Genomic DNA, 23,558 nt, shown 5'->3' with positions numbered 1-23,558 from the left:
GATATTCCTATTTCTGGTCCCGCGCAGGAACCTGATATTCCTCGGCCGTCGTTCCACGCGTCACGATGACCGTCTTGAATTTCGGCTTCTCAGGCTCCTTTGCCATGGCGTCGAACAGCGAGCCGGCCGCGGCCTGCGCCTTGCCCGCCACCGATCCGCCAAAGGAGGAGATGGTGGTGACACCGTCCTTGCCCTCGCCGCCCTCGCTGGCGGAGCGAAGCGACAGCGACAGCGTGCCGACAGTGCGGGCCAGCGCCACTTTCTGCGCGCCTTCGGTGGTCACCTCGATGGTTATGGAATTGGCCACCTGCGGCGTCGTTTGGCGCTCGTCGGCGCCCTGCCCGACGCTCAGTACCTTCGCGTCGGCAACGACGATCTCTGAGGTGATGGTCGAACCGGCGGCGCCTTGCGCATTCTTGGCCACTTCCTGGATTTCGCCGGCATCGCGCGTCAGCACGACATCGACCCGGTCGCCCGGCGTGACGAAGCCGCCGACGCCCGCGATCTCGTCGGTGCGGATGGTGACGGCCCGCATGCCGGGCGTCAGCATGTTGGAGAGCGTGGCGCGGCCATTCGGGCCGGACAGCTTTGTAAGCAGCACCGGTTCGTTGACCTCGATCGGCGACAGCACCACGCGGTTGCCGTCCCCGAGCAGTCCATCGATGGTGGCGAAGGCGCCCTGCGGCAGCGAATCCTGCGGCCAGGGGATTTCGTTGAGTTTCGTGCGGTCGAGATCCATGCCGTACCGCAACGGTGCATTCGCCACCACGATTGTCTTGAATTCAACCCTGGGTGCGGCCGGAGCGGTGATCGACGCGGTTTTCTCCTCGGCGTCGGCCCTGGCCTGGCGCTTGACCCAGAAATCGGCGGCAAAGATCGAAATCGCGCCGAAAACGGCGGCGATGCCGATCATCGTTATGGCCTTGCCCCTCACGCCCAAACCCCTGATGCCCGTAGTTTCTTGTTATGTTGGCTCACGCTAGGCGGCATTGTTAAAGAATCAGGAATCTTCTCGCTGGCTATCCGCCCGATTTCCGCCGGCTTGGTTATCGAATGGTTTTAGGATAAGAGGGGGTTAATCCCCGAACGTAACAGGAACCTCCGTCGCTTGGCGCTGAAATGCGTGGCAGTATCGGCGGGTGATTCGCAGCTTGGGCTCTATGGCAGGCATGGACGACAACAACGATCTTTTCGGCAATCTGGAGAAGCAGCCGCAACCGGTTCGCACACCGGCGCGTCCGGCCGATCCGCTGGTGCAGGCGGCAGCCAAGCGTCCGGCGGCCGCGTCTCGTGACGGCTCAGAGGGCTACAGCGCCGCCGATATCGAGGTACTCGAAGGCCTGGAGCCGGTGCGGCGCCGTCCGGGCATGTATATTGGCGGCACCGACGACAAGGCCATGCACCATCTGTTCGCCGAGGTCATCGACAACTCGATGGACGAGGCGGTTGCCGGCCATGCCACATTCATCGATGTCGAGCTTTCGGCTGACGGCTTTCTCACCGTCACCGACAATGGCCGCGGCATTCCCGTCGATCCGCATCCGAAGTTCAAGAAGCCGGCGCTCGAAGTGATCATGACGACGCTGCATTCGGGCGGTAAGTTCGATAGCAAGGTCTATGAAACCTCGGGCGGCCTGCACGGCGTCGGCGTCTCCGTGGTCAATGCGCTGTCGGATCATCTCGAAGTCGAAGTCGCGCGCGGACGGCAACTTTACCGGCAGCGCTTCTCGCGCGGCATTCCGGTCAGCGGCCTCGAGCATCTTGGCGAAGTTCACAACCGGCGCGGCACCAGGACCCGTTTCCACCCCGACGAGCAGATCTTCGGCAAGGGCGCCGCGTTCGAACCGGCGCGGCTCTACCGCATGACGCGCTCGAAAGCCTATCTGTTCGGCGGCGTCGAAATCCGCTGGACCTGCGATCCCTCCCTGATCAAGGAAAAGGACACCACTCCGGCCAAGGCCGAATTCCATTTTCCCGGCGGCCTCAAGGACTATCTGAAAGCGTCGCTTGGCGACGAATTCCAGGTGACGCGCGAAATCTTCGCCGGCAAGAGCGACAGGCAAGGCGGCCATGGCTCGCTGGAATGGGCAGTGACCTGGTTCGGCGGCGACGGCTTCATCAACTCCTACTGCAACACCATCCCGACCGGCGAAGGTGGCACCCACGAGGCCGGCTTCCGCAACGTCTTGACGCGCGGCCTGCGCGCCTATGCCGACCTCGTCGGCAACAAGCGCGCCTCGATCGTCACGTCGGAGGATGTCATGATCTCGGCGGCGGGCATGCTGTCGGTGTTCATCCGCGAGCCTGAATTCGTCGGCCAGACCAAGGACAGGCTGGCGACGATCGAGGCGATCCGTATCGTCGAGACGGCGATTCGCGACCCTTTCGACCATTGGCTGGCCGACAATCCGCAGGAAGCGTCGAAGCTGCTCGAATGGGTTATCGCACGCGCCGACGAGCGGGTACGACGCCGCCAGGAAAAGGAAGTGTCGCGCAAGAGTGCGGTGCGCAAGCTGCGCCTGCCGGGCAAGCTTGCCGATTGCACGCAGAATGCGGCCGCCGGCGCCGAACTCTTCATCGTCGAAGGCGATTCGGCCGGCGGCTCGGCCAAGCAGGCTCGTGACCGCGCCAGCCAGGCGGTGCTGCCGCTGCGCGGCAAGATTCTCAACGTCGCCAGCGCCGGCAACGACAAGCTGGCCGCCAACCAGCAGATTTCCGATCTGATCCAGGCGCTTGGTTGCGGCACGCGGTCGAAATACCGCGACGAGGATCTTCGCTACGACCGCGTCATCATCATGACCGACGCCGACGTCGACGGCGCTCACATCGCCTCGCTGCTGATCACCTTCTTCTACCAGGAGATGCCGAACCTGGTTCGCGGCGGACATCTCTACCTGGCGGTGCCGCCGCTCTATTCGATCCGGCAGGGCGGCAAGGTCGCCTATGCGCGTGACGACGCGCACAAGGACGAATTGCTGCGCACCGAGTTCACCGGGCGCGGCAAGGTCGAGATCGGTCGCTTCAAGGGCCTGGGCGAAATGATGGCCGCGCAGCTCAAGGAGACCACAATGGACCCGAGGAAGCGTACGCTGCTCCGGGTCGATGTGATCGATGCCGAGGCCGCCACCAAGGACGCGGTCGATGCGCTGATGGGCACCAAGCCGGAGGCTCGTTTCCGATTCATCCAGGAACGCGCCGAATTCGCGGAAACGGAAGTGCTGGATATCTGAGCGCAGGCCGGTCGATCAAGGCTTGCGGAGACGCGCGTGTGAGCTGGCAACGGCTGAAAGGCTATTTCGAAGCGGGTCTTGCCGGGCTGACACAGCCGACCCGGTCGGACTGGATTTTCGCCTTGCGCACGGTCTCGGCCGGCCTGATCGCGCTTATGGCCGCCTACGCCCTCAAGCTCGATCACCCGCAATGGGCGATGATGACGGTGTTCATCGTTGCCCAGCCGGTCGCCGGCATGGTGTTGGCGAAAGGCTTTTATCGGTTGCTCGGCACGCTGGCGGGCGGTGTTGCCGCAATTGCCATCACCACTGTCTTCGGCACGAATCCCTGGGTGCTGGTGACGGTGCTTGCCCTATGGATCGGCCTCTGCACCTTCGTCTCGTCGCTGCTGCGTAACCCGGAAGCCTACGGGGCGGCGCTGGCCGGCTATACCGCGATGATCATCGGCTTGCCGGCGTTTGGCCAGCCGCATCTCGTCGTCGACCTCGCGGTCGCGCGCTGTGCCGAGATCGTACTCGGCATTGTCTGCGCCGGCCTGACCAGTCGGCTGATCCTGCCCAAATTAGCCAGCGAGGCCATCATCTCGCGGCTGAAGCGCAGCATTCTCGACCTTGCCACCTATGCCGGCGGCGCCTTTTCCGGCGGCGACACGGCAATGCTTTCCGGCCTGCACCGGAAGCTGGTCGCCGACACCCAGACGCTCGCCGAGATGCGCGCCTACGCCAGGCTGGAGGCCCCGAGCTTCGCGCCGCGCGCCCATCCGGTCCGGCGCACCATCGGACAACTGCTTTCAGCCCTGTCCGCGGCCCGCGCGCTGCATTCACACGCCGCACCGAAGAACGCGGCGCTCATTCCGGTGCGCTCGGAGCTGCAAGCCCTCGTCACTGAAATGGCGGCGACGCCAGGCGCGCTCGACGACACGGCGCCCTGGCTGGCACGGCTCGACGCGATCGGCGCCAAAGCAACGCAGATGCCCGACGCCTTGGCCGACCAGGACGGCGACAGAGTCGGCACCGTCACCCGGCTCACCATCGCCGCCGATTTCGCCGAAGCGCTGAAGCAGACGCTGCGCGGTCTCGATGCCTTGCGTGCGCCCGTCACGCGGCCTTCACGCGAACGCAGCCCCCCGGCGCTGGTTGTACATCGCGACTATCACGGGGCGAGCCGCAACGCGGTCCGCGCGGCACTTGCAACGCTGCTGGTCGCCGCTTTCTGGCTGACGACGAGATGGTCGGAAGCCGCCGGCACGGTCATTCTGGTTGCCGTCGTGTCGAGCTTGTTTGCCGCCCGCCCCGATCCGGTGCGGGTAGCCTGGGGGTTCTTCCAGGGAACGCTGTTGGCTCTGCCCTTTGCCTTTCTCGTCGGCCAGATCGCGCTTCCCGTTTTTCCTGGTTTCGGCTGGTTCATGCTGTTCGTCGTACCGATCCTGGTGCCGGCGGCGCTCGCCATGGCCAATCCCCGCTATGTCGGCGTGGCGACGGCCTTCGCCATCAATTTTCTTGCTTTCCTCAGCCCGCACCAGGCGATGACCTACGACCCGGGCCCGTTCTTCGCCGGCTCGGCCTCGATCCTGGTCGGCATCCTTTTGGCAATCGGCGTCTTCATCATCGTGCTGCCCGCCGACCCATGGCTCGCGGCGCACCGCATCGTGCGGGCCATGCGCGAGGATCTGGCGCGGCTTTGCCTGCACGAGCGCGTGCCGAGGCGTTCGGCCTTCGAGAGCCTCGCCTATGACCGCATCAACCAATTGATGCCGCTGGTGCAGACCAGCGGCAGGAAGGGTGAAGCGGTTCTGGGCGGCAGTGTCGCCGCCGTCACCGTCGGTCTGGAGATCCTGCGGCTACGTGCCGCGCAGCAGGCGCACGCGGTTCCGGCCGAGACGACGCTTTCGATCGCCAACTTCCTGCGTGGACTGGCACGCGAACTGCTCTTCCGCGCCCCGGGCGACCCGCAGACAGCCACCATTGCCGTCGCCCGGCAGTATGCCGCCGGCATCGCTCAGCGAAACGCCACTGGTGAAATGCTCCAGATTGCGGCGTCACTACGGATTATCGCGGCGGCGATGGAGGATTTCCCGGATTTTTTTGCCAGGGATAAAGGCTAAGTTAAGCGGCGGCAATCGCCAGCGCATGGCCGCGCGCATTTTCACGCAACGCAGCGAGATGGATCGACTTGATCAGCGCGGCGAGATCGCCTTCCGCGGACTGTCCGCCCAATTCCTTCAGCATCAGCCAGCTGACTTCCTGCACGCCGGCGACGCGCTTGCCGTTGGCGACCTCTCGCCAGATTTTCAGCGCGCGCAAGATGACCGCGTGCGTGGCGGCAGCCAGGCCGGCACTGCGGAACAGCGCCTGCAAGGCCACGTCGTGTCCGCCGGCCAGCAGCGCCCTCACTCTTTGGGCGGACTGCTGGCTGAGCGCGACCAGCGCCGAGCCGAAGAAGTCGACCTTGCCATGCGCGATGGTGCGAATGAGGAAGCTCGCGGTGAGATCGCCGCGTAGCCTGAGATGCTCGATCAGTGCTGCATGTTCTTCCTGGCGCGTGCCCTCGATCAGCGTCACGCAGGCCTTAACGCAGGCGTCGCGCATGACGCGGTCGGCCCGGGCGGCTCCCATCAAGGCCATGACCAGCGGCGAGGTCTTTAGCATCTCACCGAGCTTGACGAGCAGCATGTGCCGGCAGTCGGCAGGCAGGCGTGCATCCGATATAAGCGCCTCGCGCACCAGCGGCAGATGGCCGTGGCGCTCGGCCATGCGGCGGAAACTCAACGAAGCGATATCGGCGCCGCTGTTGGCCAAAAGCACGGCGCAGGCCTCCGCCTCGCCGATCTCTGCGATAGCCGCCGACAGCGCCATCGAGACCAATGGCCGATCGGCGATCAGTTTTTGCGTCGCCTTCGGACCTGAAGCCACGCGATTGATCAGGTCTGCGTCGGTAAGCAGTGGCGATCGCGTCAGCACGACGCCGGCGACTTCCGGCTGGTCGGAAGCAAGCGCGCTGATGATCTGGGGCGGTGCGTGATGGCTCATGGACAGCGGCTCGGCCATCGCCAGCCGTACCTTCGACGATGCGTCGTCGAGCAGCAAGGTCAGCGCCGCCGCGGCGGCGCAGCGATCCTCGAACGGCAATTCCGCGTCGACATAGGCGCGGGCGAGCGCGCTTGCCGCCGCGGCGCGCTCCGATACCCTGGCCGTGTAGATCCATTTCAGGAAATGCGAGACAACAACCATACCGCCTGCTTCGCCCCTTGCCGGAAGGTTTCCGACCCCGTGCCGGACGTTAGGCCGAATTGGTTTATGAAGCGTTCACCATGTTCGTTAACTGGCTTGCGAGCGCTGGATGCAGCGCCTATCAACCGTCCAGCAGCGGAGGAGAATGAAATGGCTGGGCTTTATCTCGAGGAGTTCGTCGTCGGCCATGTCTTCCAGCACACGCTGCGCAAGACTGTCACCGAAAGCGACAACATGCTGTTCTCGGTGATGACGCTGAACCCGCAGCCGCTGCATATCGACTTCGATTTCGCCGCCAGGAGCGAATGGGGCAAGCCGCTGGTCAACTCGCTGTTCACGCTCGGCCTGATGATCGGCATTTCGGTTAACGACATCACCGTCGGTACGACGGTCGCCAATCTCGGCATGAAGGAAACGGTGTTTCCGCATCCGGTCTTCCATGGCGACACCATCCGCGTCGAGACCACTGTCGTCTCGGTGCGCGAATCCAGGTCGAAGCCCGATCGCGGCATCGTCGAGTTCGAACATCGGGCCTATAACCAGAACGGCGACCTCGTCGCCAAGTGCACGAGACAGGCCATGATGCTGAAGAAGGTAGCCTGATGCGTTCGCTGCTGTTCGTTCCCGGCGATTCCGAGAGGAAGCTGGAGAAGGGCTTTGGCGCCGGCGCAGACGTGGTCATTGTCGACCTCGAGGATTCGGTGGCGCCCCAAAACAAGGCATCGGCGCGAATGACCGCGGCGCGCTTCATCGCCAGCCACAGGGCGAAAACAAGGTCGGCAATCTACGTCAGGGTCAACGACCTTTCGACGGGATTGACGGACGACGATCTTGCGGCGCTTATCCCGGCAAAACCCGACGGCGTCATGCTGCCCAAATCGGCTGGCGGCCAGGATGTCCAGCACCTCTCGGCAAAGCTCAGGCTGCGCGAAGCGGAGAACGGCTTGGCCGACGGCGCGACAAAAATCCTGCCGATCATTACCGAAACACCGGCGGCCGTGCTGGCGGCGGCGAGCTACGCCGGGGCAAGCGCGCGACTTGCCGGGCTGACCTGGGGCGCGGAAGACCTGTCGGCGGCGATCGGAGCGCGCACCACCCGCGACCAACATGGCCGTTACACCGAAATATTCCGCTTCGCTCGCGCCATGACCATTCTCGCCGCCGGCGCGGCGGAAGTCGCGGCGATCGACACCGTCTTCCCGAATTTCCGCGATATGGCGGCCTTCGAGGCCGAATGCAGGGAGGCCGAACGTGACGGCTTCACCGGCAAGATGGCGATCCACCCTGATCAGGTGCCGGTCATAAACGCCGCCTTCACGCCCTCGGTGGAAGCGGTGCAACAGTCGGCGGCAATTGTCGCGGCATTCCAGGCGGCGGGAAATCCCGGCGTCGTCGGCATCGACGGCAAGATGTATGACCGGCCGCATCTGCGGCTGGCCGAGCGGCTTCTGGCACGCGCCCGGGCAGCCGGAATCTCCGCCTGACCGCTACCAGACCAACGGGATCAGGCGGTAGCGGACATGGGCCGCATAGTCGTCATAGCCGCGCAGGCCGGTGCGAAGCGTTTTTTCCTCGATGAATGTGCGGATGGCCAAGAGAACGATGAACACGACGACCAGTGCCAGCCCCCACCAGGAGCCGAGCAGGAGAGCCGTGCCGGCAAAGAAGAGGATGGCGCCGGCATACATGGGATGGCGCACATAGCTATAGGGACCCGTTGTGATCACTTGCTGTCCGCGCTCCGCCTGGATCTTCACGACGGGCGCCGCGAAGCTATTCTCCAGCATCGTCAGATAGCTGATCCATAGTCCGACCAGCAGAACCAGCGCACCGATCGCCTGTACCCAGACCGGAACGACGGACCAGCCGAAGCGGTAGTCGAAACCCATGAAGGCCAGCCAGGCAAATATGCCGAGCAGGAGTATGCTCAACAGAACCTTGTCGGCCGCGGTCTGGTCCTTCTGGATGGGAGAGCTCAGCCGTTCGTTCATCAGCCCGGGATCGCGCCGGGCCAGCGTCACGCCAAGGGTCAGGCTCAGCCCGGTCATCACCGCCAGATATACCCAGGCTCCCGGCCAGGTCAGCGTACCCGCTGTCAGGAAAAGCAGCGCGCCCATGGCGCCGAACCACACGAACGTCTGGAGGATCAATCTCGAGACCATGATCAACCTTCCATGATATTTGCCGTCGGCATTTACCAGCAACAGACTACCGCCGCCCCTCAGCGGACTATCGCCCATCCCGCGCCTGGACGAAACGGTCCTGGTGTGCAGAAGGTTTCGTCATCCCGCGTCATCAAGCTCAGGGCGCGTCGTGATGACGGCTCGCCGTCAGGAAAGCACAGTGACTGGGCCCCCTTGCGGGCTAATCCTTGCCCCAACGCGGCCGGCGCATCGAAAACACTTCGTTGACGCTGGCATAATCCATGTAGCCGAGGCGAGCGACATTGCCGGCCTTGCTGATATCGAACAGGCCGTCTTTCAGGTAGGCATCGTCAATATGCACGCCGATCACTTCGCCGGCCACGACGACGGCGCTGGTCGGCGTTCCGTCCAGGGCCTTTGGCCGGAACACTTCGGTCACCTTGCATTCGAGTGCGGCGGGTGCGGCCGCCACGCGCGGCGGCGCGACAAGACGCGACGGCGCCATGGCGAGATCGGCATAAACGAACTCGTTGACGCCGCGCGGCGCGTCGACCGACGTCCGGTTCATCTTCTCGGCGAGATCGCGGCCGACCAGATTGGCGACGAACTCGCTGGTCTCCTGGGCGAAGGAGGCGCTGTCCTTCTCGCCCTCGGAGGAAAACCAGACGATGAAGGGCCTTGTCGAAACGGCATTGAAGAAGGAATAGGGCGCGAGGTTGATCTCGCCGGCCCCGTTCAGGGTCGAGATCCAGCCGATCGGGCGCGGCGCCACGATCGCCTTCGACGGATCGTGCGGCAGTCCGTGCCCCTTTGACGGCTCGTAGAACACTTAGCCCGCCCAGGGCCCGGCATAGTCCGCATAAAGCTTTGCCGGATCGGGGCGCGGCCGCTCCGGCGCCGGGCCGCCATAGGAGCCGATATGGACGAAGCCGATTACGCGCTCTTGCGGCGCCAGCCCCAAGATCGCCCTGCCCTCCGGCACGTCCGAATACCAGTTGCTGATCATGTTGGTGCCATAGCCCAGTGCGTTGGCGGCAATCATCAGGTTCATCGCCGCCATGCCGCCGGACAGGAACATCTCCCATTGCGGGATTTTTGGATTTTCCTTCGGCACCGACACGACGCCGATCACCAGCGGCGCGCGCGAGAAGCGCGCCAGCTCCTGGTTGCGGCGGCCATCCGGTAAAGGTCCCTCCCGCTGTTCGGCAAGGGCCGCCAGCTTCCTGCCGATCTCGATGCGGGCATCGCCGCGATAAAGAATGAAGCGCCAGGGCTCGAGCCGGCCATGATCGGGCACGCGCGTGGCGGCGGCGATCATCGTGGCGATCTCGGCGTCGCCGGGCGCGGGCTCCTTCAACTCCGGTATCGGCGCTGAATTGCGGGTCAGCAGGAAGTCGATGATCGGGGACGCCATGGGCGCAAGTCTCCTAAGTTCGATTTTGAGCTGAAGCGCGCCATGGGAATGCGGGGCGGCTCGGGCATCGACGCGGGCGCGCCAGGCTGGAGAGTCGTATCGGTCGGACTCTTAAGCCTTGAAATTGCCACCGCCATGGGCTTCAACGCAAGGCATGTTTGAGGGGACTTTGCGTCTTTTCCTGATCTGGGTCTGCACCCTGCTGCTCATGGCGCCGGTTTCCTTTGCCGTGGCGCAGAATGTGGATGGCGTCAGCGACCTGAAACTTCCCGGAATTTCGAGCTACGCGACGCCGAAAGGCGAGACATCGCTGGCGCTTGGTGGCGGCGGCGCCATCACCTTGTCCGCGCAATTGACCGACAAGGGAGGCGATATCACTCGCGGTATCGTCTGGCGCGTCTTCAAGCCGGAGGCCGTCAACGGCAAATTGCCGATGGTGGCTTCCGCCCATGGCGGCACGGCGGTCTTCCAGCTCGAACCCGGCAGCTATCTGGTTCACGCTTCCTACGGCCGGGCCGGTGCCACCAAGCGCATCACCGTTGGCAAGGACGCCAAGCGCGAGAGCCTCGTGCTCGATGCCGGCGGCCTGAAGCTCGATGCCGTCCTTTCGGGAGGGGCGCGCATCCCGCCAAAGAAGCTGCGCTTCTCGATCTATGAGGGCAATGCCGAACCCAATGGCGATCGCGCGCTGATCATTCCCGACGTCGAGCCCAACAGCGTCGTGCGTCTCAATGCCGGCATCTACCACGTGGTCTCGACCTATGGCGCGGTCAATGCCGTCATCCGCTCCGACATCCGCGTCGAGGCCGGCAAGCTGACCGAAGCCACCGTCGAGCATCACGCCGCCGAGATTACCTTGAAGCTGGTGCGTGAAGCGGGCGGCGAAGCGATCGCCGACACGTCGTGGTCGCTGCTCAACGAATCCGGCGATCCGATCAAGGAAACCGTCGGCGCCTTCGCCTCGATGGTGCTGGCCGAAGGCGACTACACCATCATCGCCAAGAACCGCGACCGCATCTACCAGAAGGATTTCACTGTCGTGGCCGGACAGAACCAGGAAATCGAGGTTCTCGCGACGGAAGCCGCCGCGATGGATCCGGAAGAAGGCGCGGATTAGTCAATTCCGGAAAGCCTCGAGCCGCTTTCCCTTCGGATCTCCACGAAATGGACCTACGCCGCCAGCTTGGCTCGTGCCGGCAGGAATGGAATCCGGCGGCGAGGAACCGGCGGCGCCAGATCGAAGACGCCTCTATAGAGGCGCTCGAGCAGCGCCTTGCGGTCGCGCACGGGCTCCAGTTCATTCCAACTCAGCACATCGCCGACACGCACGTCGATCGACTTGCCGGAAAGCCGGGCGAACTCGTGGATAAGCAACGAAATGCGCAGCGTCAGCGATGCCTTGCCGACGAACTTCGCCACGCGCCCGTCGCGCTCGGCCATGTTCATGGGGCCGCTGACCAGATGGAACAGCCTGCCGTTCTGGCCGGAGAAATGCATCGGCACTACGGAAGCCTTGGCATCCTGCACGAGACGGGCCGGAAACATCTTCCATGGCAGATCGCGTGCCTGGCCAAAACCTTTCGGCGCGGTGGCGACGCCGCCGGCCGGAAACACCACGATGGTGACACGTTCTTTCAAGAGCCGCACAGCCTCGTGACGCACCGCCATGTTGTTCTTCAGAGCGTCCTTGGTCTCGGAAAAGTCGATCGGCAGCGAGTAGGGCTCCATCTCGCTGATCTTGAGCAGATCCTTGTGGATCATGACCCGGAACGGCCGCCCAAGCTGCTCGGCCAGCGACAGCGCGGCAATGCCGTCGCCGATGCCGAAGGGATGATTGGCGACGATCACCAGCGGCGTGTCGGGCAGGTTCTTCGGGGGCCATTGGTCGGGGGTTCGCACCCGCACGTCGATCAATTCGAGCATGCGACTGAACACGCGCTCGCCGGTCGGGACCACCTGGCGGCGCCAAAAATCATAAAGCGCTGCAAACCGATCGCGTCCGGACAGGCCTTCGATGGAATGGATGACCCACCGCGTCAGGACCGGCTGTCGTGGATTGGCATAGGAAAGCTCGGGAAACGGTTTTTCGCGCATTTTCAGCTTGAGCATGAGGGCTTGTTACAAGACTGCCGTGACAAGGATGTGAAAACGGCGGGATGTGAGAACGGCGGGGTATAAAAATGGCGGTGGACTGCTCCACCGCCATTTCGGCTTCAAATACTGTCTGATCAGGCGGCGCGTTGGCGCCGGCGATCGGGCGTGATCGCTTCTTCGGTCAGCTGCGCGACCGCTTGGGCGAGACCCAGCGACTCCTGGTCGCGCGATCCGAGCCGGCGCATGTTGACCGTCTGCTCCTCCGCCTCGCGCTTGCCGCAGACAAGAATGACCGGAACCTTGGCTAGGCTGTGCTCGCGGACCTTATAATTGATCTTCTCGTTGCGCAGATCCGCCTCGGCGGACAAGCCCGCGGCTTTCAGCTTCGCCACCACTTCGTTCGCATAGCCGTCGGCGTCCGAAGTGATCGTCGCCACCACTACCTGCAGCGGCGCGAACCACAGCGGGAAATGGCCGGAATAGTTCTCGATCAGGATGCCGAGGAAGCGCTCCATCGAGCCGCAGATGGCACGGTGCACCATAACAGGCTGTTTCTTCTCGGAATCCGAGCCGATGTAGAAGGCACCGAAACGCTCCGGCAGGTTGAAGTCGACCTGCGTGGTGCCGCATTGCCATTCGCGACCGATGGCATCCTTCAGCACATATTCGAACTTCGGCCCGTAGAAGGCGCCCTCGCCAGGATTGATCGAGGTCTTGATGCGGTTGCCCGATCGCGTCCTGATCGTCTCCAGGACGCCGCCCATGATCGCTTCGGCGTGATCCCAGGCCTCGTCGGTGCCGACGCGCTTGTCCGGCCGGGTCGACAGCTTCACGCTGATTTCGTCGAAGCCGAAATCGGCATAGGTCGACAGAATCAGATCGTTGATACGCAGGCACTCCGACGCCAGCTGCTCCTCGGTGCAGAAAATATGCGCGTCATCCTGTGTGAAGCCGCGCACGCGCATCAGCCCATGCAGCGCGCCCGACGGCTCGTAGCGATGCACATTGCCGAATTCCGCAAGCTTTACCGGCAGGTCGCGATAGGATTTCAACCCGTGCTTGAAAATCTGCACATGGCCAGGGCAGTTCATCGGCTTCAGCGCGAAGACGCGGTCGTCATCGGTATCGTCGCCGGCAACCGTGACCTTGAACATGGCGTCGCGGTACCAGCCCCAATGGCCCGACGTCTCCCACAGGCTCTTGTCGAGCACCTGCGGTGCGTTGACCTCCTGGTAGCCCTGCTCGTCGAGGCGGCGGCGCATGTAGTTGACCAGGTTCTGGAACATCTTCCAGCCCTTGGCATGCCAGAAGACGACGCCCGGCCCCTCTTCCTGGAAGTGGAACAGATCCATCTCGCGGCCGAGTTTTCGGTGGTCGCGCTTTTCGGCTTCCTCCAGCATTGTCTGGTAGGCGTCGAGCTGCGCCTGATCAGCCCATGCCGTGCCGTAGATGCGCGTCAGCATCGGGTTATTCGAATCTCCGCGCCAATAGGCGCCCGCCACCTTCATCAGCTTGAAGGCATTGCCGATCTGCCCGGTCGAGGCCATGTGCGGACCGCGGCAAAGGTCAAACCAGTCGCCTTGCGCGTAGATCTTGAGATCCTGATCGTCAGGAATGGCATCGATCAGTTCCAGCTTGTAGCGCTCGCCCTTGTCGGCGAAGACCTTTTTGGCCTTGTCGCGCGACCAGACTTCCTTGGTGAACGGCTTGTTGCGCGCGATGATCTCGCGCATCTTCTTCTCGATCACCGGGAAGTCGTCCGGGGTGAACGGCTCGTTGCGGGCGAAGTCGTAATAGAATCCGTTCTCGATCACCGGCCCGATGGTCACCTGCGTTCCCGGCCATATCTCCTGCACGGCCTCCGCCAGCACATGTGCCGCGTCATGGCGGATGAGTTCCAGCGCGCGCGGATCGTCGCGGGTGATGATCTCGATCTTGCCGGACTTGCCGAGCGGATCGGAGAGATCGCGCACGGTACCGTCGATGGCATAGGCCACGGCCTTCTTGGCCAGCGACTTGGAGATCGATTCGGCAAGGCCTGCACCGGTCATCGCCGCATCGTAGTCGCGCACGGAGCCATCGGGAAATGTCAGGGAAACGGCATTCAGCATCAGGTATTCTCCTATCCAGTCCCGCAAACGAGCGCGGGTGGTGAAATGCAGGTCGTCAGCCGTTCGAGGCTGCGGCCTGCCAGATAGCCGGAGGCGTCCGGCGGCGGCAGTCTTTTATGGGCAGACGCCGCCGCCGTAAAGCCTCGGCTATTTAATCAGCAGCGGCAGGTCCTTCAGGAAGGCCGCGCGCGTCGCGAGCCCCTTCGGCATATCGCTCCGCTTCGTATCGACGACGAGCCGGGCAAACACGATCTGGCGGCCGTTTTTCTGTGCCCAGCCGACGAACCAGCCGAGTGAACGCCTGTCCTTGCCGCCCTCGCCGACCCTGGTGCTGCCCGTCTTGCCCTGGACGGTCCAGTCGCCGGCCTTGAAGCTGGGTAGGATGGCTTTCGTCATGTCGTGAGCCTTGGCCGAGACCGGCATCTTGCCGGCGAGGAGCTTACGCAGGAAATCGACCTGCTCGACCGGCGTGATCTTGAGCGAGGAGTTCACCCAGGAATGAGTCAGGCCGTCATTCTTGCCGGGATCGCCGGAAACGTCCGCATTGCCATAGCCGAACTTCGAGACGTAGCCGGCAAAGCTCTCCGGTCCAAGCCGGCGGGTGATCTCGCGTGAATACCACAGCACCGAGTCCCGCTCCCAGATCATCGGATCGACGGTCTTGTGGTCCCGCTTGACCGCCTTGAATTCAGGTTTGTAGTCCCAGCTCGGCGTGTGCTCGTCGCTTAGTATGCCGGCATCGTAACCGATCAGCGACAGCGGCACCTTGAACGTCGAGGCCGGGCTGAACCGCTGATCGCAGACGCCGTTTTGGTAAAGCGTCTTGCCGCTCTGCGCATCGGCGATTAGCGTGCATTGCACATCCCCGAGCGGCGCCGACTGCGCGCGCATCGGAAATCCCAGAAGCCAGGCAAGCAGGAACAGGACTCCGGCAAGGATGAAGGGAAGACGGTCGACATTGCGCATTGGATGCTCGCTCCAGAGGGGGGTTCGGCGAGCGGCTTAGCGAGGTCTCTTGTCTCGATTTTGTCTCAAATTCGCAGTTGTTGTGCAGGCTGCCGTTAACCCTACCAGATCGTAAACGGTTGCCTTGAAGAACTGACCGGCAGTCAGCTTCGCGCCTCGTCGTGGTTGCCGCCGATCCGCCAATATCGCCACGGCGTAAACCAGACATACCGATCCGCCAGAACCTCCGGAACAAGGTCGACGCCATGGGTGCCGAATGGTCCGCAGCGCAGAACCCTGAAAAATCCCATCCAGCCGCCGGCCCAAAGGCCATGGCGGGCGATCGCCTCATGCGCGTATTCCGAGCAGGTCGGCAGGTGACGGCAGGAATTGCCGATGAAGCTGGACAGCGTCAGTTGATAGAGGCGCACCAGCGACGTGCCCAACACCCGGCCGGGGGTCTTGCGCCACGGGCCGGACCAGTTGCGGCCTTGCCGCGGCGGCCCGGCTGTATGTGCATGCCCATGCTGGTCGCCCACTGCGATCTCCGTCTTTCCACACGATAGATGTGGGCTACATCGGGAGAACGCAATCCCGCCCCTGCTTGCTGAGCTTTCACGGGCGGAAGCGGCGAAGTGGCTGCCGATCAGCCGGCAGTGCCCATCGGCGGGGGCTAGACTGCTCTTCGTGGTGCTTCCGACGGGTTCTTTCGTCACGCCACTGATAGGTTGCAATCCGCATCACATCGCCAAAAATCTCCAGCAACTGGATCATGGCCGTATCTCCTTGACGACGAGTAGACCGCCGCTGGCCTTCGCCTTCAAACGAGTATAATTTCCACTTCGGATAATCCTGGGTTATGCGAATGAAGCGTGGGCGACTGCCGCTGACGGCCTTGAGGAGCTTTGAAGCAGCCGGGCGGCACCTGAGCTTCAGCAGGGCGGCCGAGGAGCTCTTCGTCTCGCAGGCGGCGATCAGCCGACAGATCCGCGAGCTCGAGATCTTTCTGCGCCGGCCCCTGTTCGAACGTCACCATCGCCGCGTCGAACTGACCGATGCGGGCCGCCGCCTGCTCAGTCAGCTGGTCAGGAGTTTCGACGCCATCGACGCGCTGCTTTCCGAGTTGGTGGCGGCGCCCGCCCAGAGAGTGGTTCGTGTCAGCGTCGAGCCGTCTCTGGCATCGGTATGGCTGGTGCCGCGGCTCAACCGTTTTCGCCAATTGCGGCCCGACATCGACGTCGCGCTCGAAGTCGATCCAAGGCTGATTGAGTTTCGCGGCGACCAGCCTGAACTTGCGTTACGCTTCAGTGCGCATGCTGTGTCGTGGCCGCGCAGCGAGGCCGAGCAGCTTGCCTCGACGGTTGATTCACCGGTTCTGTCGCCGGCGCTGCTTGCCGCGGGGCCTCCCCTCGACAAGCCGGCCGACCTTGGCCGCTATACGCTGTTGCATGAGGAAAACCGACAGGGTTGGGCGCGCTGGTTCGAGGCGGCCGGTGTGCCTGCCGACGCGGTGCCCGCGCGCGGTCCCATGCTGGCGGATGCATCGCTTTCGAAGCAGGCCGCTCTGCTCGGACACGGGGTGGCGCTGGGCGATCTCCTGCAGATCGGTGAAGAGCTCGCCTCCGGCACGTTGGTCAAGCCGTTCGACATCGACGTCGCGTCCGGCGCCTATTGGCTGGTGGCCAGAAGCCTGCGCGATCTCCCCGAGCCAGCCGCCGCCTTCGCCGACTGGGTGAGAAGCGAATTCGCCGAAAGCAGACGGCCCCGATAGGCCGCCAAAGGGGCTATCAGGCGGCTTCTTCGGCGCGCTTCTTCTCGATCTGACCGATCGCGTCGACCACCGCGTCGAAGGTCAACATGGTCGAGGCATGGCGCGCCTTGTAGTCGCGCACCGGTTCCAGATATTTGAGATCGGCGAAGCGGCCTTCCGGCGGCGCTCCGTTCTCTTTCAGCATTTTCAGCATGGTCTCGCGCACCGCGCGCAATTCGTCGGCCGTAGCGCCAACCACATGCTGCGCCATGATGGAGGACGAGGCCTGGCCGAGCGCGCAGGCCTTCACGTCATGTGCGAAATCGGTAACCACGCCGTCCGCCATATTGAGATCGACGGTAACGGTAGAGCCGCACAATTTGGAATGTGCCCTCGCGCTGGCGTCGGGATGATCGAGCCGGCCGATCCGTGTGATATTTCCGGCAAAACCGAGAATTTTCGCATTGTAGACGTCGTTGATCATTATTTTCCAGTCCGTCGCCGCCAAGCGAACAGCGTTTGCCGCTGACGCGTCTTTCTTTCGCTCGTCATGACCATATATAATGGTGGCAGTCCGGTATCGACAAGGCGACGAAAAGCCCACGTCTTTGCCGCAGTTTGCTCACGCCGCTTACGGGGCTGGAAACCGGACGAGTTTCCGACGCCGAAAGGTCGTGGTCCGTTCAACTCGTTCCTCCTGAGAGAGGGACTACGGGAGACGCCTTTATGGATGCCGTTATCAAGAAGTTCATGCCCCAGTCGGCCTACATGGAAAAGCCCGTCACCGACCGGCCGAGCGAGGCCGAGGTCGAGGCTGCGGTACGCACGCTTTTGCGCTGGACCGGCGACAACCCCGATCGCGAAGGGCTGGTCGACACGCCCAAGCGGGTGGCCAAGGCCTATCGGGAAATGTTCGGCGGCTATGACATGTGCCCGGCCGAAGAGCTTGGCCGCACCTTCGAGGAAGTGGCAGGTTACGACGACCTTGTCATCGTCAAGGACATCCAGTTCCATTCGCATTGCGAACATCACATGGTGCCGATCATCGGCAAGGCCCATGTCGGCTATCTGCCGGACGGCAAGGTCGTCGGCCTGTCCAAGATCGCGCGCGTGGTCGATATCTTCGCCCATCGCCTGCAGACCCAGGAAGCCATGACCGCGCAGATCGCCGGCGTCATTCAGGATGTGCTCAATCCGCGCGGCGTTGCAGTGATGATCGAGGCCGAGCACATGTGCATGGCCATGCGCGGCATCCGCAAGCAGGGCTCCACCACGCTGACCTCGACCTTCACCGGCGTGTTCAAGGATACTCCCGAAGAACAGGTTCGTTTCGTCACCATGGTGCGTGGCGGTGGGGTGTAAGCCGCCTCGCCCAGCATCGCCGGACCATGATTCCGAAAGTGGATACCGGTTTTCGGATAGTCATGGTCAAACAGGAAGATAGCCCGGCGATGTCGGCACTGGAATTTCCGAAGGCTCCCTCAGACAAGAAAGCGCTGGAAGAAGGCGGGGTGTTTTCACCGCGCTTCGATGCCGCCGGCCTGGTCACCGTCGTCGTCACCGATGCGGCGGACGGCATGCTTTTGATGGTCGCGCACATGAATGCGCAGGCTCTGGCGTTGACGCTTGAAACAGGTATCGCCCACTACTGGTCGCGTTCACGGAATGCGCTGTGGAAGAAGGGCGAAACGTCAGGCAATCTCCAGCATGTCATCGAGGTGCTCACGGATTGTGACCAGGACGCCATATGGTTGCGCGTCAAAGTGCTAGGCCACGACGCAACTTGTCACACAGGCCGGCGTTCCTGCTTCTATCGGACGGTGGGGCTGATCGACGGCAAGGCGATGCTTGCCGACGATGGCAGCGAGCCCTTGTTCGATGCGGAAAAAACGTATCGGAAGCTCCCGTGAATGACCAGCTTGAACCTTTTGCCCGCAGCCAACCACATAGATTCACCATTTCGATACGGCCCGCCTATATATTAGCTGTGGGACAAGGGAGATCATGATGCTCGAGTGGGCGTCATTGCGTAACAGAGCGGACGTACGAGAGGCGAATGGTCCCGCTTCGTCCGGAGGCGCGTCCGAAACAACATCACCAAAGAAAACTGGCATCTCGCTTGCACTGGGCGGCGGTTGCGCAAGAGGCTGGGCGCATATCGGCGTGCTGCGCGCGCTCGATGAAGCCGGCATCGAGGTTTCGATGATTGCCGGCACCTCGATCGGCGCGCTGGTCGGCGGCTGTTACCTCGCCGGAAAACTGGACGAGTTGGAAGAGTTCGCCCGCAGCCTGACCAGGCGGCGCATCTTCGGCCTGCTCGATCTAAACCTGCGCGGCAGCGGTCTGTTCGGCGGCATGAAGCTGGATGCTCGCCTGCGTGAGCATGTGGCCGGCATTCGCTTTGAGGATTTGTCCAAGCCGTTCGTCGCGGTCGCTTCCGAAATCCGCACCGGCCATGAGATCTGGCTGTCGAACGGCTCGCTGATAACAGCCATGCGCGCTTCCTATGCCTTGCCTGGCGTGTTCGAGCCGGTGACTTGCAATGGCCGCGTGTTGGTCGACGGAGCTTTGGTCAATCCGGTGCCGGTGTCGGTCTGCCGTGCCTATGAGCAGCCGCTGGTTGTCGCGGTCAACCTTCATTACGACCTGTTCGGCCGTGCCGCCGTCATCAAGCATAGCGCCGGCGAACTGGTCGTCGAGAACGATGCACCGCGCAGTGGCCAATTCGACCCGGAGCACCGGGCGCATCAGACGCGGCTTGGCATCACCGGCGTCATGGTCGAGGCCTTCAACATCATCCAAGACCGAATCTCGCGCGCCAGGCTTGCCGGCGATCCGCCGGACATGTCGCTGCAGCCCAAGCTCAGCCACATCGGTCTGACCGAATTCCACCGCGCCGATGAGGCGATCCAGATCGGCTATAGGGCAACGATGGCACAGATCGGCGAACTGACCCGGCTTCAGACGGTTCTCGCCTGATCAAAGACGCATCAGGCGCGTGCCGCGTCGACGATGCGGAACTGCACGCTGCGATTGCCGTTCCAGTAATTGCCCGACAATGAGCCGGCGACGTGGATCGTCTTACCGCGGTTCTTGAACAGGAAGTCGCCGAGCACCGTGTCGACGGCACGAAAGGCGATCGCCTGGATGCGACCGCCACTGCCCGACTGGAGGTCGGCGCGGATGTGGTTGGTGCCAACCAGCCGGGCGTCGGCCAGCCGATGGCGAGGCAGCGCGAAAACAGGCGCGACATGCCCTGCACCGAACGGGCCGGCCTTTTCCAGCGCATCCAGCAAGGCCAGCGTCGCACCCTCGGCGGCAAGCGCGCCGTCGATCGCCAGGCTTTCCTCGTCTTGCAATCGGAACACGTCGGCTGCTGCGCGCTCCTCGAAAAATGCCCTGAGCTCGCCGAGCCGCGTGCGCTCGACGGTAATGCCGGCTGCCATGCCATGGCCGCCGCCCTTGACGATCAGCCCGGCATCTGCGGCTTCGCGCACCAGCCGGCCGAGATCGAAGCCCGACACCGAGCGACCTGAACCGGTGCCGGTGCCGGTGGCGTTGAAGGCGATGGCGAAGGCCGGCCGTCGGGCATGGTCCTTGAGCCTGGAGGCAAGCAGGCCGACGATGCCGGGATGCCAGTTGGTGCTAGCGGTAACGACGATGGCCGGCCCGCTGCCGCCGGCAAGCTCGGCATCGGCCTCGGCACGCGCCGCGGCCAGCATCTCGTGTTCCATCAGCTGCCGCTCCTGGTTGAGCCGATCGAGCGTCTCGGCGATGGTGCGGGCCTCGACCGGATCGTCGGTCGCAAGCAGCCGGCTGCCGAGGGCGGCGTCGCCGATGCGCCCGCCGGCGTTTATGCGCGGTCCGATCAGGTAGGCCAGATGGAAGGTGCTGAGCGGCTCGCCGACGCGCGAGACCCGCGCCAGCGCAGACATTCCCTCGTTCTTCTGCTGGCGCGCCACTTGCAAGCCCTTGACGACGAAGGCACGGTTGACGCCGGTGAGCGGCACTACATCGCAGACCGTGGCCAGCGCCACGAGATCGAGCAGCGAGAGCAGGTCCGGCGGCGTGGCGTCGGCCAGCCGGCCGCGCAGGACCTTGGCCGTCTGCACCAGCGCGAGAAAAACCACTCCGGCGGCGCAGAGATGGCCCTGCCCGGAAAGGTCGTCGTCGCGGTTGGGGTTGACCACCGCGTGTGCCGCCGGCAAGGCGCCGCCGACCTGGTGATGGTCGAGCACCACGACATCGGCACCGGCGGCATTGGCCGCGTCGATGGAAGCCGCGCTGTTGGTGCCGCAATCGACGGTGACGATCAGCGTCGCGCCGCGCGAGACGAGCTCGCGCATGGCTTCGGGATTGGGACCGTAACCCTCGAAGATACGATCGGGAATGTAGATTTCCGACGATATCGAGAAATGCGCGAGGAAGCGTTTGAGCAAGGCCGACGAGGCGGCGCCATCGACATCGTAGTCGCCGAAGATCGCCACCTTCTCCCGGGCCATCACCGCGGCGGCTATTCGAATGGCCGCCTTGTCCATGTCAGTCAGCGAAGCCGGGTCCGGCAGCAGGTCGCGGATCGTCGGGTCGAGAAAGCGCTCCGCCTGTTCCGCCGTCACGCCACGTCCGGCAAGCACGCGCGCGACGATATCGGGCACGCCGTGCCCCTGTGCGATGGCAAGCGCGACCATGTCCTGCCGCTCGGTCAGCCGATGTTCCCAGGAAACACCGGTGGCCGACTGTCGGACATCGAGAAAAAGGCGTCTCTCGCCCGTCATGCGAGGCGACGTTTGCGGATGATCATTGCCCACAATATGCGACGGCCAGTCAGGAATGCATCAAAACTTTTCCAGGTCCTGATGCCGGGCCTTGATCTCGCGCACGGTGCGCGACGACGAGCGCAGCACGATCGTGTGCGTTGTGATGTAGTTGCGGCCGAACTTGACCCCTGCCAGCATGTTGCCGTCGGTGACGCCGGTGGCCGCGAACAACACATCGCCGCGCGCCATGTCCTCGGCCCGGTAGACCCGCTTCGGGTCGGCAATACCCATCTTGCCGGCGCGGGCGACCTTTTCGGGCGTATCGAGGATCAAGCGGCCCTGCATCTGGCCACCCGTGCAGCGCAGCGCCGCCGCGGCCAGCACGCCCTCCGGCGCGCCGCCAATGCCGAGATAGATGTCGATGCCGGTTTCCTCGGGATCGGTGGTGTGGATGACACCGGCGACGTCGCCATCGCCGATCAGCCGGATTGCCGCCCCGGTGGCGCGCACGGCGTCGATCAGCTTGCCATGGCGCGGACGGTCGAGGATGCAAGCGGTAACGTCGGACACCGCGACGCCCTTGGCCTTTGCCAGGCTGGCTATGTTTTCGGCCGGCGAGGCATCGATGTCGATGACGCCCTCGGCATAGCCCGGGCCGATGGCGATCTTGTCCATGTAGACGTCGGGCGCGAACAGCAGGCTGCCCTTCTCGGCGATGGCGATGACGGCCAGCGCGTTGGGCAGGTTCTTGGCGCAGATCGTGGTGCCTTCAAGCGGGTCGAGCGCAATGTCGACCGCCGGGCCTTTGCCGGTGCCGACCTCCTCTCCGATATAGAGCATCGGCGCCTCGTCCCGCTCGCCTTCGCCGATCACCACCGTGCCCTTGATGGCGAGGCGATTGAGCTCCTGGCGCATGGCGTCCACCGCGACCTGGTCGGCGGCCTTTTCGTCACCGCGTCCGCGCAGCCTGGCGGCCGCGACGGCGGCGCGTTCGGTGACGCGCACCAGTTCCATGGTGAGTATCCGGTCAAGTCCGGCGATAATGTTGTGGGCCACGTTCATCAGGTCGATCCTCGTTCGCATGCCGCCTCCCGCCGGAGGCGCGCCTCTTGTGTCAAACGAGCATGACAACGGCAAGACCTCTCGAAGGTTTTCTCGAAAAGCCTGCAATATCAACCGATTAAATTATGGATAGCACGATTCCGGCGAACCTGGGCCGCTTTCAAAGTAGGTATCGAGATCTAAAACACGGCCAGATATTTCAATAGCGAAACGATGCCGATGATGATGACGATGATCTGCGCGATCTGCCGCATCCTGGCGTCCAGCGGCAATCGCTGAATGAGGTAAAGCACCAGAATGATCACCAGGAACGTGATCAGGATGCCGATCAGGACGGAAGAAGCCATAGTGCTCCCCTGGAAATTGCTCGACGGACAGGTAAGCCGGCAAAAACCGGCTCGGTCGTTACCGGATCAATACCAGCGGCGCTGGCTGTCATTCATCGACTGGCCAACGGCGAGGCCGGCCAGAAAACCCAGCAGCCCGATGACGCCGACCACTGCCGTCGTCGTGCCCGGGTTTTCACGCGCGACCTCCGAGACCGCCTGGGCGTGGCTGCGCAACTGCTGAGCCGTTCGCGACGCACGGCTCGCCGCGCTGTCGTAGACGTCGGATGCCTGAGCCGAGGCCTCGTCAACCAGTTCCGCACCTCGCTCCGAAAGGCTCTTGTTGATCCTGGTGATCTCCTTGCGCAGGTCGGCGATCTGCTTTTCGAGCGTCTTTTGGATGTCGTCGATCTGGGGGGTGTCGGATTTCGATGTTTCGGCCATTGGCATTCCCTCGGTTTGCACCTCGTGAGAACGGCGCTGGCCGGGATTGG

At 63.5% G+C, this 23,558-nt stretch carries 24 protein-coding genes; 9 read left to right on the top strand and 15 right to left on the bottom strand.

What is annotated here, in order from left to right; all coding sequences use genetic code 11:
• Positions 1-7: 7 nt before the first annotated feature.
• Positions 8-934, bottom strand: coding sequence for a Flp pilus assembly protein CpaB (gene cpaB, locus LB547_RS02845; protein WP_246678585.1), 927 nt, complete (start codon positions 932-934; stop codon positions 8-10).
• Positions 935-1,169: 235 nt separating this feature from the next.
• Here cpaB and parE point away from each other — a divergent pair, with 235 nt between their 5' ends.
• A complete protein-coding gene (gene parE, locus LB547_RS02840; protein WP_140495843.1) occupies positions 1,170-3,230 on the top strand; it encodes a DNA topoisomerase IV subunit B in 2,061 nt (686 codons plus the stop codon).
• A gap of 38 nt (positions 3,231-3,268) precedes the next feature.
• A complete protein-coding gene (locus LB547_RS02835; RefSeq protein ID WP_140761882.1) occupies positions 3,269-5,335 on the top strand; it encodes an FUSC family protein in 2,067 nt (688 codons plus the stop codon).
• A gap of 1 nt (position 5,336) precedes the next feature.
• Here LB547_RS02835 and LB547_RS02830 read toward each other — a convergent pair whose 3' ends face one another.
• Entirely contained in the window at positions 5,337-6,461 is a 1,125-nt protein-coding gene (locus tag LB547_RS02830; protein ID WP_224655892.1) for a DUF2336 domain-containing protein, read from the bottom strand.
• Between the two features lie 150 nt (positions 6,462-6,611).
• Here LB547_RS02830 and LB547_RS02825 point away from each other — a divergent pair, with 150 nt between their 5' ends.
• Positions 6,612-7,064: a MaoC family dehydratase gene (locus LB547_RS02825; RefSeq protein ID WP_140495838.1), complete on the top strand. Its 453-nt coding sequence runs from the start codon at positions 6,612-6,614 to the stop codon at positions 7,062-7,064.
• The gene (locus LB547_RS02820; protein WP_140495837.1) at positions 7,064-7,945 is read left to right on the top strand and encodes an HpcH/HpaI aldolase/citrate lyase family protein; all 882 of its coding nucleotides are present in this window, start codon (positions 7,064-7,066) and stop codon (positions 7,943-7,945) included. The genes LB547_RS02825 and LB547_RS02820 overlap by 1 nt, the downstream gene beginning before the upstream one ends.
• A gap of 3 nt (positions 7,946-7,948) precedes the next feature.
• Here the strand turns inward: LB547_RS02820 and LB547_RS02815 are convergent, their stop codons facing one another.
• The 3 genes from LB547_RS02815 to LB547_RS02805 form a co-directional block, all read right to left on the bottom strand.
• A complete protein-coding gene (locus tag LB547_RS02815) occupies positions 7,949-8,623 on the bottom strand; it encodes a methyltransferase family protein (RefSeq protein WP_140495836.1) in 675 nt (224 codons plus the stop codon).
• Between the two features lie 202 nt (positions 8,624-8,825).
• Positions 8,826-9,434 carry a flavin reductase family protein gene (locus LB547_RS02810; protein WP_140520996.1) on the bottom strand — a complete coding sequence of 203 codons (609 nt, stop codon included), beginning with the start codon at positions 9,432-9,434 and terminating at the stop codon, positions 8,826-8,828.
• Positions 9,435-10,019, bottom strand: a complete 585-nt coding sequence (locus LB547_RS02805; protein ID WP_140520997.1) for a nitroreductase — start codon at positions 10,017-10,019, stop codon at positions 9,435-9,437. It lies immediately after the preceding gene.
• Between the two features lie 154 nt (positions 10,020-10,173).
• On the opposite strand from LB547_RS02805, the gene LB547_RS02800 reads away from it, so the two are divergent.
• Positions 10,174-11,136, top strand: a complete 963-nt coding sequence (locus tag LB547_RS02800; RefSeq protein WP_140495833.1) for a hypothetical protein — start codon at positions 10,174-10,176, stop codon at positions 11,134-11,136.
• 53 nt (positions 11,137-11,189) lie between these two features.
• On the opposite strand, the gene LB547_RS02795 is transcribed toward LB547_RS02800, so the two are convergent.
• From LB547_RS02795 to LB547_RS02775, 5 genes are all read right to left on the bottom strand, one after another.
• Positions 11,190-12,128, bottom strand: coding sequence for a lysophospholipid acyltransferase family protein (locus tag LB547_RS02795; protein WP_140761884.1), 939 nt, complete (start codon positions 12,126-12,128; stop codon positions 11,190-11,192).
• Positions 12,129-12,247: 119 nt separating this feature from the next.
• The gene (gene thrS / locus LB547_RS02790) at positions 12,248-14,224 is read right to left on the bottom strand and encodes a threonine--tRNA ligase (RefSeq protein ID WP_140761887.1); all 1,977 of its coding nucleotides are present in this window, start codon (positions 14,222-14,224) and stop codon (positions 12,248-12,250) included.
• Between the two features lie 147 nt (positions 14,225-14,371).
• Positions 14,372-15,190, bottom strand: a complete 819-nt coding sequence (gene blaOXA, locus LB547_RS02785) for a class D beta-lactamase (protein ID WP_140495830.1) — start codon at positions 15,188-15,190, stop codon at positions 14,372-14,374.
• Between the two features lie 143 nt (positions 15,191-15,333).
• Positions 15,334-15,708, bottom strand: coding sequence for a membrane protein insertion efficiency factor YidD (yidD, locus tag LB547_RS02780; RefSeq protein WP_140555348.1), 375 nt, complete (start codon positions 15,706-15,708; stop codon positions 15,334-15,336).
• Positions 15,709-15,784: 76 nt separating this feature from the next.
• On the bottom strand, positions 15,785-15,943 hold the full coding sequence (locus LB547_RS02775; protein ID WP_181167410.1) for a hypothetical protein: 159 nt from the start codon (positions 15,941-15,943) through the stop codon (positions 15,785-15,787).
• A gap of 91 nt (positions 15,944-16,034) precedes the next feature.
• Here LB547_RS02775 and LB547_RS02770 point away from each other — a divergent pair, with 91 nt between their 5' ends.
• The gene (locus LB547_RS02770; protein ID WP_140761890.1) at positions 16,035-16,940 is read left to right on the top strand and encodes a LysR substrate-binding domain-containing protein; all 906 of its coding nucleotides are present in this window, start codon (positions 16,035-16,037) and stop codon (positions 16,938-16,940) included.
• Positions 16,941-16,956: 16 nt separating this feature from the next.
• Here LB547_RS02770 and LB547_RS02765 read toward each other — a convergent pair whose 3' ends face one another.
• Positions 16,957-17,403: an iron-sulfur cluster assembly scaffold protein gene (locus LB547_RS02765; protein ID WP_140495827.1), complete on the bottom strand. Its 447-nt coding sequence runs from the start codon at positions 17,401-17,403 to the stop codon at positions 16,957-16,959.
• 242 nt (positions 17,404-17,645) lie between these two features.
• Here LB547_RS02765 and folE point away from each other — a divergent pair, with 242 nt between their 5' ends.
• The 3 genes from folE (at position 17,646) to LB547_RS02750 (ending at position 19,898) form a co-directional block, all read left to right on the top strand.
• Positions 17,646-18,281, top strand: a complete 636-nt coding sequence (gene folE, locus LB547_RS02760; RefSeq protein WP_140517057.1) for a GTP cyclohydrolase I FolE — start codon at positions 17,646-17,648, stop codon at positions 18,279-18,281.
• Positions 18,282-18,370: 89 nt separating this feature from the next.
• Positions 18,371-18,829 (top strand): phosphoribosyl-AMP cyclohydrolase, encoded by a 459-nt coding sequence (hisI, locus tag LB547_RS02755; protein ID WP_140633616.1) that lies wholly within the window; start codon positions 18,371-18,373, stop codon positions 18,827-18,829.
• Positions 18,830-18,926: 97 nt separating this feature from the next.
• Positions 18,927-19,898: a patatin family protein gene (locus LB547_RS02750; RefSeq protein WP_140517059.1), complete on the top strand. Its 972-nt coding sequence runs from the start codon at positions 18,927-18,929 to the stop codon at positions 19,896-19,898.
• Positions 19,899-19,909: 11 nt separating this feature from the next.
• Here the strand turns inward: LB547_RS02750 and recJ are convergent, their stop codons facing one another.
• The 4 genes from recJ to LB547_RS02730 form a co-directional block, all read right to left on the bottom strand.
• A complete protein-coding gene (recJ, locus tag LB547_RS02745; RefSeq protein ID WP_140517061.1) occupies positions 19,910-21,694 on the bottom strand; it encodes a single-stranded-DNA-specific exonuclease RecJ in 1,785 nt (594 codons plus the stop codon).
• 60 nt (positions 21,695-21,754) lie between these two features.
• A complete protein-coding gene (gene glpX / locus LB547_RS02740) occupies positions 21,755-22,738 on the bottom strand; it encodes a class II fructose-bisphosphatase (RefSeq protein ID WP_140495884.1) in 984 nt (327 codons plus the stop codon).
• 179 nt (positions 22,739-22,917) lie between these two features.
• Positions 22,918-23,085 (bottom strand): Thivi_2564 family membrane protein, encoded by a 168-nt coding sequence (locus tag LB547_RS02735; RefSeq protein WP_140495823.1) that lies wholly within the window; start codon positions 23,083-23,085, stop codon positions 22,918-22,920.
• A gap of 66 nt (positions 23,086-23,151) precedes the next feature.
• On the bottom strand, positions 23,152-23,508 hold the full coding sequence (locus LB547_RS02730) for a hypothetical protein (RefSeq protein WP_140495822.1): 357 nt from the start codon (positions 23,506-23,508) through the stop codon (positions 23,152-23,154).
• Between the last annotated feature and the right edge of the window lie 50 nt (positions 23,509-23,558).

Source organism: Mesorhizobium sp. B264B1B, assembly GCF_020165765.1.
Lineage (GTDB): Bacteria > Pseudomonadota > Alphaproteobacteria > Rhizobiales > Rhizobiaceae > Mesorhizobium.
Note: the sequence above shows the minus strand (reverse complement) of the source record. Positions and strands in the feature narration are given on the sequence as shown.